Origin of the sequence: Brucella sp. NBRC 14130, from assembly GCF_040371715.1 — a bacterium.
GTDB classification, from domain to species: domain Bacteria; phylum Pseudomonadota; class Alphaproteobacteria; order Rhizobiales; family Rhizobiaceae; genus Brucella; species Brucella intermedia.
In genome coordinates, this window is record NZ_BAABTE010000003.1 from 1 (window position 1) to 17838 (window position 17838).

Consider the following 17838-nt stretch of genomic DNA (forward strand, 5'->3'; position numbering starts at 1 on the left):
CTTGTTTCCCATGGGTGGTTTCTCCTACTTGGCCGCTTGACGCCGGGAGGCGTAAATCTCGCCGGTGTTGATCTTTGCGGTTGGTGTTCCGGGCTTGGGGGGGGGGGGGGGGCGGGGCCCCCCCCCCCCCCCCCCCGGGCTTCCTCCCTATTGGCGGATGCGAGGTGCTGGGCGCCGAAATTTCCCGGCACCTTACCAGGGGTGGTATTATTTTTGTTTTCAATATGTTAGGGTTGCAGGAAACGGGGTGTTTCATAACGCAACATTAATAGGCGGAAAGAATTGTGCGTTGCGATTTAAACGGTTTGAATATCAGCACATTGCGCCGTCGCATTTTAGCCAAATGCAGCCGACATTCAGGGAACCGATCACGGATACTGCCGTTTCCCTGAAATGAAAATTCAGACTAATGTCAGTGTCCACCCGCCGCATATAACTCATTTCCTTCGGAAAGGCTGTTAAGGCAGATGCCGGAATTGTCTTCTTCGCTCTCCAAATCAACCTCTACCGAGAATAAATCGCCGATGCAGCAGCCTTCGATGGAGCCCAAATCCAGCGACCGCGATGCGTCAGGCCAGATTCCCCCCGAACAGCCGTCGCCCATCCGGGCCTTGTATAAAACCGAGGAAGAACTTGGCGCGCTTGCCGCTGCCGTGGCGCGGGGCGAAGACATTCCGCTGCCGGGCTATATTGCCTTCCCGTTCGATCAGCGCCTGTCGGAAAACGGCAAGCTGATCCTGCATGCCTATCGCGCCTCCGATGCCGCCTCGCGCGCGGGTGAAACCATCACCCCTGCCGCGCAATGGCTGCTCGACAACCACTACCAGATCGACAAGAACGTCCAGCAGGCGCGCCGCGACCTGCCGCGCCGCTTTATCCGCCAGCTGCCGCTCTACAAGGCGCCGGTTGAAAAATACGAGGGCATGCCGCGCATCTTCGCGCTGGCCTGGCTCTATGTCGCGCATACGGACAGCAATTTCTCGCTGAAGACGCTGACGGCCATCGTCAAGGGTTTCCAGACCGTCGAGCCGCTGAAGATCGGCGAATTGTGGGCGCTGCCGTCTGCGGTGCGCTATTTCCTGATCGAGAATGCGCGACGTCTGGCGCTGCGCGTCGACCGCGCGCGCATCATGCGCAATCTCGCCAATACGGCTGCCGACCGCATCGTGGTCGCTGCCGACGGAGCCGAGCTGGATTCGGTCCTGGCGCAATATGCCGATGCCGCCCGCGACAGCACCTTCGCGACGCATCTCCTTTATCGCCTGCGTTCCTCCTCCACCGACACCACGGCAGCCGCCCACTGGCTGGAGCGGATTCTGGAACAGGAAGGCAGCAACCCGGAAGACGCCATCGTCGAGGAACATGCCCGCCAGTCCACCGGCGGCGTCACGATGGGCAATGTCATCCGCAGCCTGAAATCCATCGATGACGTGGATTGGGAAACCTGGTTTGAAACCGTCAACGAGGTCGATGCGATCCTGCGCGACCACAGCGATTTCGAGCTTCTGGACTTCCGCTCCCGCAATGCCTACCGCGTGACCATCGAAAAGCTCGCCCGCTATTCGGACATGAGCGAAATCGACATCACCTGGGCGGCGCTCAAGCTGGCGGAAGACGGCCACCGCGCCGAAAAGGCCGGTCATCCGGAAGCCGAGGGCAAGGGCGCAATCGCCTATTACCTGTCGGGCGAAGGCCGCACGGAGCTTGAAAGGGTCTGCGGTTACAAGGCGCCGTTCGGTGTCAGGGCGCTGCGTTTCTATCGCGGCCTTGGCCTCTGGGGCCTGTTCATTCCGACGGCGATCTTCACGATCCTGATTCTCACTCTCGTCAATTACTGCATGATCCGCGCCGGTCTTTCGACCGATCTGCGCACGCTGTTCACGCTGCTGGCGCTCTTCCCGGCGATGGACGCGTCCTATTCGCTGTTCAACGCGCTGGTGCCGTGGTTCGTGCAGCCCACGCGCCTCATCGGTTTTGAATATAAGGAAGGCTTGCCCGAAGAGGCGCGCACGCTGGTCGCGGTGCCGACCTTCATCACCTCGCGTGATTCCATCGACGAGCAGATTCGCAATCTCGAAGTGCATTATCTCACCAATCCGCGTGGCGAAATCTACTTCGCGCTGGTCAGCGACTGGACCGATGCGAAGCACGAGATCACGCCCGCGGATATGGAAATCTACGAATATGCGCGTGAGGAAATCGCCAAGCTCAACGAGCACTATACGGGCGATGACCAGCCGCGCTTTTTCCTTCTGCACCGCCGCCGCCTCTTCAACGAGAAGCAGAACTGCTGGATGGGTTGGGAGCGCAAGCGCGGCAAGCTGCATGAGCTGAACCTGTTGCTGCGGGGCGATCAGGATACGAGCTTCTTCCCGCCGGACGAACGCCTGCCGAAGGAAATCAAATATGTGATGACGCTGGACGCCGATACGCGTCTGACGCCGGAATCCGTCACGCATCTGGCCGGCAAGCTCAGCCATCCGCTGAACCGCCCGATCATTGACGAAAAGACCGGCAAGGTCATCCGTGGCTATGGCATTCTCCAGCCGCGCGTCACGCCGTCGCTGACGACCGGCGACGAAGCATCGTTCCTGCAGCGCGTCTTCTCGGTCAATCGCGGCATCGATCCTTATGTCTTTGCTGTGTCCGACACCTATCAGGACCTGCTTGGCGAAGGCACCTTCACCGGCAAGGGCCTTTACGACATCGACGCCTTCGAGGCCGCGCTGAAGGGCCGCGTGCCGGAAAACACGCTCCTCAGCCACGACCTTCTGGAAGGCGGCTATGCCCGTGCCGCTCTGGTCAGCGATGTGGAGGTGGTCGAGGATTATCCGACCGGCTACAATGTCGACGTCTCGCGCCACCATCGCTGGGCACGCGGCGACTGGCAGCTTCTGCCATGGCTGTTTTCGACCAATGCAGGCGTCAGCGCCATCACGCGCTGGAAAATGGTCGACAACTTGCGCCGCTCGCTCAACCCGATCCTGTGGCTGATCGCAGCCGTCGTCGGCTGGAGCGTGCTGCCGATCGGGCCTGCCGCCGTCTGGCAGGGCTTCCTCATCCTTTCCATGTTCGTGGCGCCGACCTTCGGGATCGTCACCAATCTCATCCCGCGCAACATGGATTATTCGCTGAAAGGCCATGCGCAGTCGGTACTGACCGACATTGCGCTCGGCACGGCGGATGTGGCGCTGCGCACCACCTTCATCGCCCATTCGGCGTTCCTGATGGCGGACGCGATTGCGCGCACCGTCTATCGTCTGTTCGTTTCGCACCGCAACCTTCTGGAATGGCGCACGGCGGCGCAGGCGAGAACCTCTCCAGATACGCTGCTTTTCTATTTCCAGCTGATGTGGCCCGCCATGGCCATTGCGGGTCTGGCGATCTTCTTCCCCCTTGCCGCTGAAAGCCATGCCGCGCTGATCGCCGCACCTTTCGCCGTCATCTGGTTTGCCTCGCCGCTGATCGCCTGGCTCGTCAGCCGTTCGGCCAAGCCGCAGGACACGCTGGAAGTGCTTTCTTCCGACAAGTCGGACCTGCGCCGCTATGCGCGCCGGACCTGGCGTTACTTCGCCGAGTTCACCAATGAGGAAAACCACCATCTCCCGCCGGACAATTTCCAGGAAGACCCGGCGCCCATCGTCGCGCAGCGCACGTCGCCGACCAATATCGGCGTCTATCTGCTGTCGGTCATCGCCGCGCGCGATTTCGGCTGGATCGGCTTCGGCGAAACGCTGGATCGTGTCGCCGCCACCGTCAATACGCTCGAAAAGATGGAGAAGTACCAGGGCCATCTCTACAACTGGTACGAGACCAACACGCTGACACCGATGCGGCCCCTCTATGTATCGGCGGTGGACAGCGGCAATCTCGCCGGTCATCTGGTTACGCTGTCGTCCGCGCTGGAAGAATGGGCGGAAGCTCCCTCCGTCTACATGCAGGGCGACCTCGACGGCATTCTCGATGTCAACGACATTCTTGAAGAGTCCATCGCGAAAATCCCCGACGACCGCCGGATACTGCGTCCGCTGCGCCGCCGCCTGGAAGAGCGGATCGCCAATTTCCGCCGTGCCGTCCTGTCCATCAAGGACGAGCCGGAGACGGCATCCTTCCGCACCATCAACCTGTCGCTTTTCGCTACCGATATCGTTCGCCTGATGGACGAACTCGATGGCGAAATCGAAACCTCCGCAAGCGCGGAAGCGGTGGAATGGGCGCGCATTCTGGTCGATACCTGCAAGGCGCATACCGACGATTCCATCGGCGAGCATGACACGGACGCGCTGCGCGAGCGCCTGCGCGATCTGGCGACCCGCTCGCGCCAGCTTGCCTTCGACATGCAGTTCGGCTTCCTTGAGCGGAAGGAACGCCGCCTGCTTTCCATCGGTTTCCGCGTGCAGGAAAACGAGCTGGACGAAAGCTGCTACGATCTTCTCGCATCGGAAGCGCGTCTGGCGAGTCTGTTTGCCATCGCCAAGGGCGACGTGCCGGTCGAACACTGGTTCAAGCTTGGCCGTCTTCTGGTGCCGGTGGGCTGGAAGGGCGCTCTGCTGTCCTGGTCCGGCTCGATGTTCGAATATCTGATGCCGCCGCTGGTCATGTCGGAGCCGCTCGGTTCGCTGCTCGACCAGACCAACAAGCTCGTGGTGCAGCGCCAGATCGACTATGCGACCTCGCGCGGCCTGCCCTGGGGTATTTCGGAAGCGGCGTTCAATGCGCGCGACGCGCATATGAACTACCAGTATTCCAACTTCGGCGTGCCGAATCTCGGCCTGCAGCGCGGCCTGTCGCGCAACGCGGTCATCGCGCCCTATGCGAGCCTGCTCGCCGCGCAATACCAGCCTGCCGCCGCCGTCGCCAACCTCAAGCGTCTTGCCAAGCTCGGCGCGCTTGGACGCTACGGCTTCCACGATTCGGTGGACTTCACCCCGTCGCGTGTCCGCGAAGGCGAACTCTGCGCCGTCGTGAAGAACTACTATGCCCACCATCATGGCATGTCGATCATCGCGGTCAACAACGTGATCTTCGAAGGCCGGATGCGCGAGCGTTTCCACTCCGACCCCGTGATCGAGGCTGCCGAACTGCTGCTGCAGGAAAAGGCGCCGCGCGAAATCCCGATGATCTACGCCAAGACGGAAAACCCGATGCGCGTGGATTCCGGCGGTTTCGACGATGCGCCGATGCGGATCGTCGACAAGCCCTTCAAGGCGCCGCGCACCACGCATATGATGTCGAACGGACAATATGCGCTGATGGTGACGGCCAACGGCTCGGGCTACAGCCGCTGGCACAATTGGGACATCACCCGCTTCCACGCCGATGCGTCGGAAGACCTGCAAGGCACTTTCCTGTTCCTGCGCGACATGGAAAGCGGCTATTGGTGGTCGGCAACCGGCGAACCGGTCCGCAATCCGGATGAGGAAACCAAGACGGTCTTCACCGAGGACAAGGCGGAATTCTACAAGACCGCCGGTGATATCAAGACGGTCATGGAAGTCATCGTGTCGTCGGAATCCGATGGTGAGGGCCGCAGGCTCGACATCATCAACACCTCCGCCCGCGACCGCATGATCGAGGTCACCTCCTATGCGGAACTGGTGCTGACCGACAGCGACAGCGACGCCGCCCATCCGGCCTTTGCCAAGATGTTCGTGGAAACCGAAATCTCCGATAACGGTTCGACCATCTATGCCAAGCGCCGCAAGCGCGCGCCGTCCGATCCCGATATTCATGTCGCGCATTTCGTGACCGATCTTTCCGGCTCGATCCGCGAAACGGAAGTCGAAACCGACCGCCGTGCCTTTGTCGGACGCGGTCGTTCCTTGCGCGATGCGGCAGCCTTCGACGCCGGCGCCAAATTCACCGGCAGCCAGGGTTGCGTGCTCGATCCGATTGCTTCGGTGCGCACACGTGTCCGCGTTCCGGCGCACAAGAAGGTGAGCCTCGTGTTCTGGACCTTCGCAGGCGGCAGCCGCGATGCGGTGGAACATGCCGTGGCGACCCATCGTCACCCCGAAACCTTCGCCCGCGAATATTCGCTATCCTGGACCTCGTCGCAGGTGCAGCTCTATCATATCGGCATCAAGCCCGCGGAAGCTGCGGATTACCAGAAGGTCGCCGCCTATCTGCTTTATCCCGAGCGGACCCTGCGCCAGCCGCCTGAAACCATCGCCAGCGGCCTCGGCAAGCAGTCGGACCTGTGGCCGATGTCGATTTCCGGCGACTATCCGATCTTCGCGCTGCGCATCGACAATGAAGCCGATCTCGACGTGTTGCGCGGTGTGCTGCGTGCGCAGGAATACTGGCGCTCGAAGGGCCTCACGGTCGATGTCGTGGCGGTCAATGAGCGCGCCTTCTCCTATGCGCAGGATACGCAGCGCGCCATCGACTGGATCGTCGAAGGATTCCGGGCGCGCGGCGGCGGCCAGCCGCACATCTTCGCGGTGCGCCGCGACCAGATGAGCGACGAAAGCTACAACACGCTGCTTGCCTCGGCGCGTATCGTCATGCACGCACAGAACGGCTCGCTGGCCGAACAGTTGCGCCGCAGCGAGGAAATCACCGTCGATCTCGCCGCGCGCGATGCCAAGACCGCGATTGGCGGACAGGCTTCGAGCCAGGGGCTCGGTGCCGCCGGTCTCGCGCCCATCGCCATTGAGCGCGGGACGGAAGAACGCCGCCCGGCTGTCAAGCCAGCGGTGAACCGTCCTGCTCCGGCAGGCGGCGACCTCCGCTTCTGGAACGGCTATGGCGGCTTTGCCGAGGATGGCTCCTATGTGGTGCGCATCAACAATCGCACCACCACGCCGCATCCGTGGATCAATGTGATCGCCAATCCGAATTTCGGTTTCCACGTCTCGGCGGAAGGTTCGGCCTTTACCTGGGCAGGCAACAGCCGCGATTACCAGCTCACCCCATGGGCGAATGATCCGGTCACCAACCGTCCGGGCGAGGCGATCTATATCCTCGACCGTGAAACGGGCCGCACCTTTGCGCCGACCGCAAGCGTGCTGCGCGACGAGGCGGTGACTTATGAAGCGCGCCATGGCCACGGCTATTCGAGCTTCGGGGCGCAGCACGGCGAGCTGGCGCTCGACCTCACCCATATCGTGGATGCGGACAAGCCGGTGCGTCTCTCGCGCCTCACGATCACCAACAAGGGCCGCTCGAAGCGCAAGCTGCGCGTCTATGGCTATGTCGAATGGGTGCTGGGCAATGCCCGCGCCAAGAATGTGCCTTTCATCGTGCCGTCGCAGGACGAGGAACTGGGCGCGCTCTTTGCGGGCAATCCGTATCATCCTGACAAGTCAGGGCAGGTCGCCTTCTTTGCCGCGACCGAAAAGCCGCAATCCGTCACTGCCGACCGCAGCGAATTCATCGGCACCACCGGTTCGGTGGACAAACCGGAGATCGTGCTGGCAGGCAAGGCGCTTTCGGGCACGGTTGAAGCGGGCCGCGATCCCTGTGCCGCGCTCGCCCTCGACATTGAAGTCGGACCGGGTGAAGCCCGTGAAATCGTCTTCCTGCTCGGCAATGCCGCCGACCAGAAACAGGCAAAGGCGCTGATCACCGAGACCCGCAAGGTTTCGTTCAGCGATATGCTTGCTGCCGCGAGGCAGCAGTGGGAAGGCCTCTTCGACCGCGTTCAGGTCAAGACCCCGGACCCGGCTTTCGACCTTCTGGTCAATGGCTGGCTGCCCTATCAGGCAATCGCCTGCCGTATCTGGGCGCGCGCCGCCTTCTATCAGGCAAGCGGTGCGTTCGGCTTCCGCGATCAGTTGCAGGACACGCTGTCGCTGCTGCTCATCGATCCGACGCTTGCCCGTGCGCAGATACTCAACGCCGCATCGCGCCAGTTCCCGGAAGGCGATGTCCAGCATTGGTGGCTTCCCGCAACGGGTGCGGGCGTCCGCACGCTCATCTCGGACGATGTCGTCTGGCTCGGCTATGGCACCTCGCTCTACGTCGAGACGACGGGCGACAGCGCCATCCTCGACGAAAAGCTGCCGTTCCTCGAAGGGCGCAAGCTGGAGGAGGGCGAACATGATGCCTTCTATCAGCCGGAAATCTCCGGGCAGACGGCCAGCCTCTACGAGCATTGCGCCCTGGCGCTCGATCTCGCCGTCGCGCGCACCGGCAAGCACGGCCTGCCGCTGATGCTTGGCGGCGACTGGAACGACGGCATGAATCTGGTCGGCGTGAAGGGCGAGGGCGAGAGCGTTTGGCTCGGCTGGTTCCTTGCCTATACGCTCGGCAAGTTCATTCCGATTGCCGAAGCACGCAAGGACGTGAAGCGCGTCGACATTTGGAAAGCCCATCTGGAAAGCCTGACGGCTGCGCTCGACCGCGACGGTTGGGACGGCGAATGGTATTGCCGCGGCTTCTTCGATAACGGCGCGCCGCTTGGCTCCAAGGACAGTGACGAATGCCAGATCGATGCCATCGCGCAATCGTGGAGCGTGCTGTCTGGCGTGGCCGATCCGAAACGCGCCGAACAGGCGATGGCCTCGCTCGAAAAATACCTGCTGGATGACGAGGGCGAATTGCTGCGTCTCTTCACGCCGCCTTTCGACAAGACCGTGCAGGAGCCGGGCTATATCAAGGGCTATCCGCCGGGTGTCCGCGAGAATGGCGGCCAGTACACCCATGGCGCGACCTGGGCGATCATGGCGCTCGCCCGCATGGGCAGGGCGGCGGAAGCCTGGAAGCTCTTCTCGCTCATCAGCCCGGTCAACCATGGCCGCAATCCGGATATCTATCGTGTCGAGCCCTATGTGATCGCAGCCGACATCTATTCCGTGGAGCCGCGTCGCGGGCAGGGCGGCTGGACCTGGTATACCGGCTCCGCCGGCTGGTTCTATCGCGTCGCAACCGAGGGTATCCTCGGCGTCACCAAACGCGGCGACCGCCTGCATCTCGACCCGGCCCTGCCGCCGGAATGGGATGGCTATGAAGCGGAACTCCGCTTCGGCGAGGCGCTCTACCGCGTGAAGGTCGTGGCCGGTGGCAAGGACAAGGCGGTCAAGCTCAATGGCCGCAAGATCGGCAAGCCGGAAGAGGGCGTGCCGATCAAGCCGGACGGTGAACATGAAATCGTCGTAGAGCTTCCCAAACAGAAGTGAACCGATTAAAAAGGCGGGTGAAAAACCCGCCTTTCTTTTTGCTGCAATTCCTCTGGGGCGGTTGCAGTACAAGTTCATGCAATGGAGGCCGTCATGGCCAAGACTGATATTGCGCGCCGCGTCTACAATCACGCATGGAAGCTCGATCCCATCGTCCGCAGCCTTCTGGACACGGACTTCTACAAGCTTTTGATGCTGCAGATGATCTGGGGCCTCTACCCCAAGGTGGATGCAACCTTCTCGCTCATCAACCGCACCACTTCCGTGCGCCTTGCCGATGAGATCGATGAGGGCGAATTGCGCGCACAGCTCGACCATGCCCGCACACTGCGTTTCTCCAAGAAGGAAATGATCTGGCTGGCGGGTAACAGCTTCTATGGCCGCAAGCAGATTTTCCAGCCCGAATTCCTGAACTGGCTTCATGATTTCCAGTTGCCGGAATATGAGCTGCGCCGCAAGGATGGGCAGTACGAGCTGCATTTCCATGGCGCCTGGTCGCACACGACCATGTGGGAAATTCCCGCACTTGCCATCATCAACGAGTTGCGCTCGCGCGCGGCGATGAAAAACCTCGGTCCCTTCTCGCTCGATGTGCTTTATGCGCGCGCCAAGGCGAAGATGTGGAGCAAGGTCGAACGCCTGCGCCAGCTTCCGGGCCTGAAGATTTCCGACTTCGGCACGCGCCGCCGCCATTCCTTCCTGTGGCAGCGCTGGTGCGTCGAGGCGCTGAAGGAAGGCATCGGCGATGCCTTTACCGGCACCAGCAATGTGCTTCTGGCCATGGATACGGACCTCGAAGCACTGGGCACCAATGCGCATGAATTGCCGATGGTGCTGGCGGCCCTTGCAAGGAATGACGATGAACTGCGTTCCGCGCCCTATCGCGTCCTGCAGGACTGGAACCGCTATTATGGCGGTAATCTCCTGATCGTGCTGCCCGATGCTTTTGGCACGGCGGCCTTCCTGCGCAATGCGCCGGACTGGGTTGCCGACTGGACCGGCTTCCGCCCCGACAGCGCCCCGCCCATCGAAGGCGGCGAGCGCATCATCGAATGGTGGAAGTCACGCGGCAAGGATCCGCGCGAAAAGCTGCTGATCTTTTCCGACGCGCTTGATGTGGATACGATCGAGGAAACCTATCGTCACTTCGAGGGGCGCGTGCGCATGAGCTTCGGCTGGGGCACCAACCTCACCAATGATTTCGCGGGCTGCGCCCCGAAGGAAATCGAAGGGCTGAACGCCATCTCCCTCGTCTGCAAGGTGACGGATGCCAACGGCCATCCAGCGGTCAAGCTTTCCGATAATCCGCAAAAGGCGACCGGCCACCCCAAGGAAGTGGCGCGCTATCTCAAGTTCTTCGGAAATGAGGAACGGGTGGAGCAGCTCGTCCGCGTGTGACGAGCTGCAACGCGCTTTAATCCTTTGTTTTGACGCGCATCCCGAAAACCGTTTCACCCTTTTCGGGATGCGCTGCTATTCCATCAGCCGTGCGGTGCCGGAAACGCGGATGGAACCGCCGCGCTCATTGCCGATCTGGGCGCGCAGGTGCGACGGGCTGCCCATATCCTCGCCCTGAAAGACTTCGATCTCACCGCCATGCGGCCAGCCGCTGTCGCGCAGATAAGCGGCAAAGGCAGCGGTCGCGGCACCGGTGGCCGGGTCTTCATAAACGCCGCCCGATGCAAACGGATTGCGGCTGTGGAAGCGTCTCGGCGTCTCGGAATAGATGAGCAGGATCGTCGTCCAGCCCTGCCGGTTCATCAGGGTGCGCCCGCGCGCCATGTCGTAATGCATCGAGGCGAGCCTCTCGCGGGAACGAAGCGGCAGCACGATATGGTCCGCACCGGCGTGGATCAGCGCGGGAGCAAGACCGGGCGCCAGATCGTCCTTTTCAAAGCTGAACAGCGCCAGCGCTTGCTCCACTTCCGCATCGTTGGCAGCGCGCTGGCGGGTTGGCGGCGATTGCAGGCTGGCGGCGAACAACTCGCCTTCCTTGCGGCCATCGACGCTGATATCGCCATTGTTGAGCTTGAGCGCGAAACGCCCGTCGCCCTCGCGCATGGCCAGCGCCGCGCCGAGCGCAATGGTGGCATGGCCGCAGAACGGAACTTCCATTTCCGGCGCAAAATAACGAACGCGCCAGCTGTCGCCTTCCGGCGCGGCAAAGGCGGTTTCGGAAAAGCCGACATCCTTGGCGATCTTCTGCATGTCTTGCGGGGAGGGCAGGTGATCGGCAATCAGCACTCCAGCGGGATTGCCGCCCTGATTGCCTTGCGAAAAGGCTGCAATGCGCAACACGTCCATGGTTTCTCCTCGCCAGTCTGATTCGTGTCCCGCCCCTCCCTATAAAGAGCGTGAAATGTGGCTGGTCAAGCTGTCTGTCGGCTAGCGGAAACTATCAACAGCATGGGCCGCTCCATTTCCTCCGACAGCCCCGGCCATGCTTCGATCTGCTCCGCGGAGGGGCGCCATTCCTCCAGGCGATTGATGGCAAATCCTGTATCGATCAGGGCGTTGACCGTGGTGCTGAGACGACGGTGATATTTGATGACGCCTTCGGCCAGCCAGTCGGTCCGCCGCTCGCCCTCCACGGCATAATGATCGACAGGCCAGTGCTTCCCGCCATTCTGGTCTTCGATCCAGCCCGGCGCCAGCGGTGCCATGAAAATCGGATGCTCGATCGTGAATACGAAACGGCCTTCCGGCCGCAAAGCCGCACGGATCGTTTTCAAAAGGCGCGGGAAATCGCGAATATAATGAAACGCCAGCGAACTATAGACGAGATCGAAGCTCGCTTCGGGAAGTTCCAGCTCTTCCATGTCCGCCTGAACATAGCGGACAGCGTCATCCGGCGTATCGCGGCGCGCGCGTTCGAGCATGTTTTCCGAAAGGTCGTAACCGATGACAGAGGCCGCGCCCTGTTTGCGGGCGAAGCGGGCGAACCAGCCGAAACCGCAACCGAGATCGGCGACATCGCGGCCTGTCAGGTCGGGCAGAAGGGAACGTACAAAGGGCCATTCCGGTGCGCCGTCCAGCCCGTGTACCGAGCGCGGCAACTGGCTGTAGGCTGTGAAGAAATCGTCGCGGTCATAAATGTTCTGGGCCATGGTCTATCGTTCGGTCAGTGCGAGTTTGGCCCCGAGCGCGATGAAGGCGGCTGCAAAGCTGCGGCGCATCCATGCAAGCACGGCGGGGCGTGAGATGATCTGGTTACGGACGGCAGCGGCAAAGACGCCGTAGATCGCAAACACCACGAATGTCATGGCCATGAAGACGAGCGACAGTTCCACCATGCGCGCCACCGTTGCGCCCTGCTGCGTATTCACGAATTGCGGCAGGAAGGCAAAGAAGAATATCGACAGTTTGGGGTTGAGAAGGTTGACGAGGATCGCAGACCGGATGACTTCCCGGTCTGAACGCGGCGCGTCATCGGTCTCGATTTTCAACGTGCCGTGCTCCTTGAGCGTCATCCAGGCCATATAGAGCAGATAGGCGACGCCCGCATATTTCATCAGCTCGAAAGCCAGTGCGCTGGCATGGAGCAGGGCAGCAAGCCCGGTCACGGCAGCCAGCATGTGCGGCACGATGCCAAGCGTGCAGCCGAGCGCGGCAATGACCGATGCGCGTGCGCCACGGGACAGGCCTGCCGCAAGCGTTACCAGCACGCCGGTGCCCGGCGAGGCAACTATGATGAAGGATGTCAGCAGAAATTCGATGCTCATGATGCGTCAGCTTTCCTTTGCGCATTGTCCGCGCAAAACCGCTTCGCACTTTTGCTGGAAATGCCCTTACTGGTAATGGCGAACTGGCAATGCTCCTGCGGGCATCATGTCACGGCTTTGCCGTGCGTCAATCCTTCATCTCATGCGCCCATGGCGGGTTTGCCCCTGCGCGGGCGACGGTTACGGCAGCAGCCCGCACCCCTAGCGCGACGACGGAATGAATCTGGTCTTCGGTAAGGTCCTCGAGCGCATCCTTGTCGAGTAGGCCCTGATTGTGAAGGCTGGCGAGAATGCCCGCATTGACCGTATCGCCTGCGCCAACCGTGTCGACCACGTCCACTTTCACGCCGGGCACGCGCACGGTTGCCCGCGCCGTATAGGCATCGGCCCCATGCGCACCCTTGGTGATGACCACCAGTTTAGGCCCAAGCTTCAGCCATTCGGCGGCGATTTCATCGTGGCTGCCCTTTTCGCCGAACCAGTCGAGGTCTTCGTCGGAAAGCTTGACGATATCGGCAAGCGCGATCATGCGCCTCATGCGGGCCAGATGCCTTTCGCGGTCAGTGATGAAGCTGGTGCGGATATTCGGATCGAGGAACATGACCCGCTTAGGCGCCTCGCGCGTCATCAGCGCCTCATAGACACTGCCGCACGGCTCGGAAAACAGGCTGATGCAGCCGAACAGCATGGCGTCGACGGCGTCGTCGACATAGGGCATGTCGCTCTCGGCCAGCATGCGGCCCGCCGTGTTCTCGTCGTAGAAGGCGTAGCGGGCCTGCCCATCCACCAGGCGCACGAAAGCCAGCGTCGTCGGACGATCCGAGATGGCGGCGAAGGAATAATCAACATTGGACCGCGCCAGCGTGTCGCGCAGTATCTCGCCGAAAAAATCCGACGAGATGCCGGAGAAAAATCCGGTCGGAACGTCGAGACGCCCAAGCGCGATGGCCGTATTGAAAACCGAACCGCCTGCAAAGGGCTGAAACGCGGTCTCGCCCGCTGCGGTTTCACGGGGCAGCATGTCGATCAGGGATTCACCGCAGCAAAGGATCATCGGTCGTTTCTCTGGTTCTAAATCGATTGAATGGAGATAAACAAAAAGCGCGGAGAATTTCAATCTCCGCGCCTTGCATGGTGTCAGACGTGCTGGCCGCCATTGATATGGATTTCCGAGCCGGTCACATAGGATGAGGCTTCGGAGCAAAGGAAGTATATGGTTTCCGCCACTTCCGATGTCTTGCCGAGGCGGCGCATGGGAAGCTGTTCCACCAGCTTGTCGGTTCCCGGCGAAAGGATCGCCGTATCGATCTCGCCCGGCGCGATGGCATTGACGCGAATGCCATAGGGGCCGAAATCGGATGCCATCTCGCGGGTAAGCGCGGCGAGTGCGGCCTTGGATGTCGCATAGGCTGTGCCAGCGAAGGGGTGTACGCGGCTGCCAGCTATCGAGGTCACATTGACGACCGAGCCTTGCGCCGCTTCCAGTTCCTTGAACAGGCCGCGTGCCAGCATGATCGGGGCCATGAAGTTCACCTGAAACACGTCGCGCCAGACTGCCATCGGCGTTTCGATGGAATTCATGCGGCGTCCGCCTTCCGCCTTGGGCGAAATGCCGGCATTGTTGACCAGTGCATGAAGCTTGCTGCCATCGGCTTCGAGACGGCGCCGGATTTCGGCAATTGCCTTGCCGACATCCTCCTGATCGGCGAGGTCCACCTTGATGTGATCTTCCGGGCCAGCCGGCCACGGGCAATTGTCGGAAAAATCCTGTCGCGAGCAGGTGATGACGCGCCATCCGGCGCGCGAAAAGCGCTTCACTGTCGCGTGGCCGATACCACGGCTGGCGCCGGTCAGGACCAGCGTCTTGCGTTCGGCATCTGCCTTGGAAGTATCGGAACCGGCAACGTCTGTTTTGGTGACTGGGGACATGGAAACCTCGCTCTCCGATCTTGAATAGACCAAGCCGCTCAAGATTTCGAGGGGAATCGGAGCACATTCTGAAAAGTGAGAGCTACTGCGCGGTTCACCAGTTCCCGATGAGAGAAATTCATCGGGAACCGGCGCTCATGGCTTGCTCAGCGCGGAACGTATTGCTCCAGCTCCGGCAACAGGACGACGCTTTCCTGCTCGTTTGGATCGGTTCGCGCTATTATGGCTGTCGCGGGCTTGTCGCTGAGATTGGCGGGAAGATGCGGGACGCCTGCCGGAATGTAGAACATCTCCCCTTCGCGAACGATGACATGCTCCTCAAGCTTTTCGCCGAACCAGCAATGTGTTTCGCCGGAAAGCGCATAGATCGCCGTCTCGTGGGAAGCATGAAGATGGGCCTTGGCGCGGGCACCCGGCGGGATGGTCAGAAGATGCATGCAAATGCCTTCCGAACCGACAGTTTCGGCTGCAATTCCTTCAAAATAATCAAGGCCCTGTTTCCCGGAATAAGTGTTTCCGGGACGGACGATCCGGCAGACCGGTTTCGATGAACTATTCATTCTCTGCCTTCCTTCTAAAATGACTTTTGTTGCTAAGGTCTATTGCGAGTTCCCCATTATGATATCGAGCAGTGTCGTGGATTTTCCCGATTGTTGCGGTTGTCCGCCGCCGATATCGCCGGGGGGCAACGGACGGAAATCGTCGTTGGCATTGGCCGGGTAGGCCACGGCACCGGGCTGCTGGACGGTGCCGCGCATCGTGGAATCCGGCGCAGGCGGCCAATAGCCGTCATCGCCATTACCCGCCATCGGCTGGCCGCCATAGGGATCCTGCGGCATCATGCCCGGGTCGTAGGGCGCATTCGGGTCGATGCCGTCGCTGCCGCCGGGGACGATGTTCTGGATGTCGTAATGGCCGGGAAGCTCGGCGATCGGCACGCCCTTGTGCGCTTCCTTCATGAAGCTTTTCCAGGCCGCGACCGGCAAGGTCGCTCCGAACACACGCTTCATGCCCTTGCCATCGTCATTGCCGAACCATACGCCGGTCGTGAGGTTGGCGGTATAGCCGACGAACCATGCATCGCGGAAATTCTGGCTGGTGCCGGTCTTGCCTGCGGCGGGCCAGCCGAAGGCGGCGCGCTTTGCCGTCCCGTCTTCGACGGTGCGCCGCAGCATCGCGTTCATCATGCCGACATTGCGCTCGTCGATGACGCGCGGTCCGACGCCATCTTCCTTCTGGTAGAGAACCTTGTCCTCGGAATCGGTCACTTTGGTTATGAAATAGACCGGCGCGCGATAGCCGCCATTGGCAAATGGCACATAGGCATCGGTCAGTTCCAGCAATGTCACTTCCGATGTGCCAAGCGCCAGCGAGGCATTGGCCTCGAGTTTCGATTGAACACCCAGCCTGTGCGCCGTGTCGATCACGGTCTGCGGGCCGACTTCCATGACGAGCTGTGCGGCGACGGAGTTCAGCGAGTGGGAAAGTGCTGTGGCCAGCGTCACCTGCCCCATATATTTGCCGTTGTCGTTGCTGGGGGTCCATTTACCGATGCGGACCGGTGCGTCGTTGCGCACGGAGTCCGGTGTGCGGCCCTGTTCAAGCGCCGTCAGATAGACGAAGGGCTTGAAGGAGGAGGCGGGCTGGCGGCGGGCATCCGTCACACGGTCGAACTGGCTGGTGGCATAATCGACCCCGCCGACCATGGCGCGAACCGCGCCGGTGCTGTCGATGGAAACCAGCGCGCCCTGGCTCGCATTCATCTTTTTGCCGTTCTGGGAAATCTGGTCCTTGATAGCGTCTTCGCCCGCGCGTTGCAGGTTGAGATCGATCGTGGTCTGAACGGTAATGTCGTCCTTCGCCTCACCGATCAGTTCGGGCAGCGCGGCCACCACCTTGTCGGCGACATAGTTTTCCGAACCTTGCCAGTAGGAAGGCGCCCGTGTCGGCGGTTCGCTTTCGGCGATGGCCATCTGGCTGTCGTCGATCATGCCTTCTTCACGCATCGCGCCCAGCACCAGCTTGGCGCGCGCGGCGGCGGCTTCCGGATCGCGGGCCGGTGACAGGCGCGACGGAGCCTTCAGGAGACCGGCCAAGGTCGCCGCTTCCATAAGGTTCACCTCCTTGGCGGACTTGTTGAAATAACGCCGCGAGGCTGCATCGACGCCGAACGCGCCAGAACCGAGATAAACCCGGTTCAGATACATCTCCAGAATCTGGTCCTTGGTGTATTTGTGCTCGAGCCACAGGGCGAGCATGACTTCCTGTACCTTGCGTTCCAGCGTGCGGTCGGGCGAGAGAAACAGGTTCTTGGCAAGCTGCTGCGTGAGCGTCGAGCCGCCCTGAACGGCGCGACCAGAAACGACATTGGTTACAACCGCGCGGGCAAGGCCGATGGGGTCGATGCCGAAATGCGAATAGAAGCGGCGGTCCTCGATGGCGATGACCGCCTTCGGGATGAAAGGAGACATCTCCTGCAGGCTGACCGCCTCGCCGCCGGTCGTGCCGCGATTGGCGATCAGGTTGCCGTTGACGTCGACAATGCGCACATTGGGCGGACGGTCGGGAATGGCCCAGTCGGTCGTCGGTGGCATCTTGGCCGCGAAATAGACCAGCATGCCCGCAAAGGCGATGCCGCCCCACAGACCCAGCACCAGGCACCAGTAGATCGAGCGGCGCACAAAGCCGAAGAAGCCGCGCGGCTTCTTCTTGCCGCGGCGCGACGCGCGCGGTTCCGGTCTATCCGATTGCCTGCGTCGGCGCTGCTGCGAGCGAGCCATGCGGTCCTCCTCGTCGACGCGAAAAACCTCATCGTCTTTTTTCTCTTCGCCACCGAAGGAAGGTTCGATGCGCCGGTTTTTGTCGTCACGCGATGCCATGTCAGTCTGGAGCCGCCCACCCGATTGCCGGTCCATGCCGTCATGCGGACCGGTCATTTTGAACAATGTCTGCGTGCTTTACGGGGTTTTGCGCCGCAAAAGCAAATAGGGCCTAATGCGGTGCAGGGTAAATGCGGCAGTTTAAAGGGACGTAAATCTTCAATGCACAAAAAAAGGCCCCACCGG

9 protein-coding genes are annotated in these 17838 nt (G+C 61.3%); 2 read left to right on the forward strand and 7 right to left on the reverse strand.

Annotation, left to right across the window (positions count from 1 at the left end):
• Window positions 1-467 precede the first annotated feature (467 nt).
• Window positions 468-9122, forward strand: a complete 8655-nt coding sequence (locus ABWW28_RS06200) for a glycoside hydrolase family 94 protein (RefSeq protein ID WP_187963204.1) — start codon at window positions 468-470, stop codon at window positions 9120-9122.
• A 93-nt stretch (window positions 9123-9215) separates the two neighbouring features.
• Window positions 9216-10520, forward strand: a complete 1305-nt coding sequence (gene pncB, locus ABWW28_RS06205) for a nicotinate phosphoribosyltransferase (RefSeq protein WP_063619940.1) — start codon at window positions 9216-9218, stop codon at window positions 10518-10520.
• A gap of 75 nt (window positions 10521-10595) precedes the next feature.
• Here pncB and ABWW28_RS06210 read toward each other — a convergent pair whose 3' ends face one another.
• The 7 genes from ABWW28_RS06210 to ABWW28_RS06240 all read right to left on the reverse strand — a co-directional run bounded on the left by ABWW28_RS06210 (window position 10596) and on the right by ABWW28_RS06240 (window position 17652).
• Window positions 10596-11426: a PhzF family phenazine biosynthesis protein gene (locus ABWW28_RS06210; protein ID WP_021586411.1), complete on the reverse strand. Its 831-nt coding sequence runs from the start codon at window positions 11424-11426 to the stop codon at window positions 10596-10598.
• 65 nt (window positions 11427-11491) lie between these two features.
• Window positions 11492-12229 carry a class I SAM-dependent methyltransferase gene (locus ABWW28_RS06215; protein ID WP_063619941.1) on the reverse strand — a complete coding sequence of 246 codons (738 nt, stop codon included), beginning with the start codon at window positions 12227-12229 and terminating at the stop codon, window positions 11492-11494.
• A gap of 3 nt (window positions 12230-12232) precedes the next feature.
• The gene (locus ABWW28_RS06220) at window positions 12233-12844 is read right to left on the reverse strand and encodes a LysE family translocator (RefSeq protein ID WP_063619942.1); all 612 of its coding nucleotides are present in this window, start codon (window positions 12842-12844) and stop codon (window positions 12233-12235) included.
• Between the two features lie 127 nt (window positions 12845-12971).
• Entirely contained in the window at window positions 12972-13898 is a 927-nt protein-coding gene (locus ABWW28_RS06225) for a carbohydrate kinase family protein (RefSeq protein ID WP_063619943.1), read from the reverse strand.
• Window positions 13899-13981: 83 nt separating this feature from the next.
• Window positions 13982-14773, reverse strand: a complete 792-nt coding sequence (locus ABWW28_RS06230; protein ID WP_006470925.1) for an SDR family NAD(P)-dependent oxidoreductase — start codon at window positions 14771-14773, stop codon at window positions 13982-13984.
• A gap of 146 nt (window positions 14774-14919) precedes the next feature.
• Window positions 14920-15333 carry a cupin domain-containing protein gene (locus ABWW28_RS06235; RefSeq protein WP_021586407.1) on the reverse strand — a complete coding sequence of 138 codons (414 nt, stop codon included), beginning with the start codon at window positions 15331-15333 and terminating at the stop codon, window positions 14920-14922.
• 39 nt (window positions 15334-15372) lie between these two features.
• The gene (locus ABWW28_RS06240) at window positions 15373-17652 is read right to left on the reverse strand and encodes a transglycosylase domain-containing protein (protein ID WP_063620070.1); all 2280 of its coding nucleotides are present in this window, start codon (window positions 17650-17652) and stop codon (window positions 15373-15375) included.
• Window positions 17653-17838: the final 186 nt, after the last annotated feature.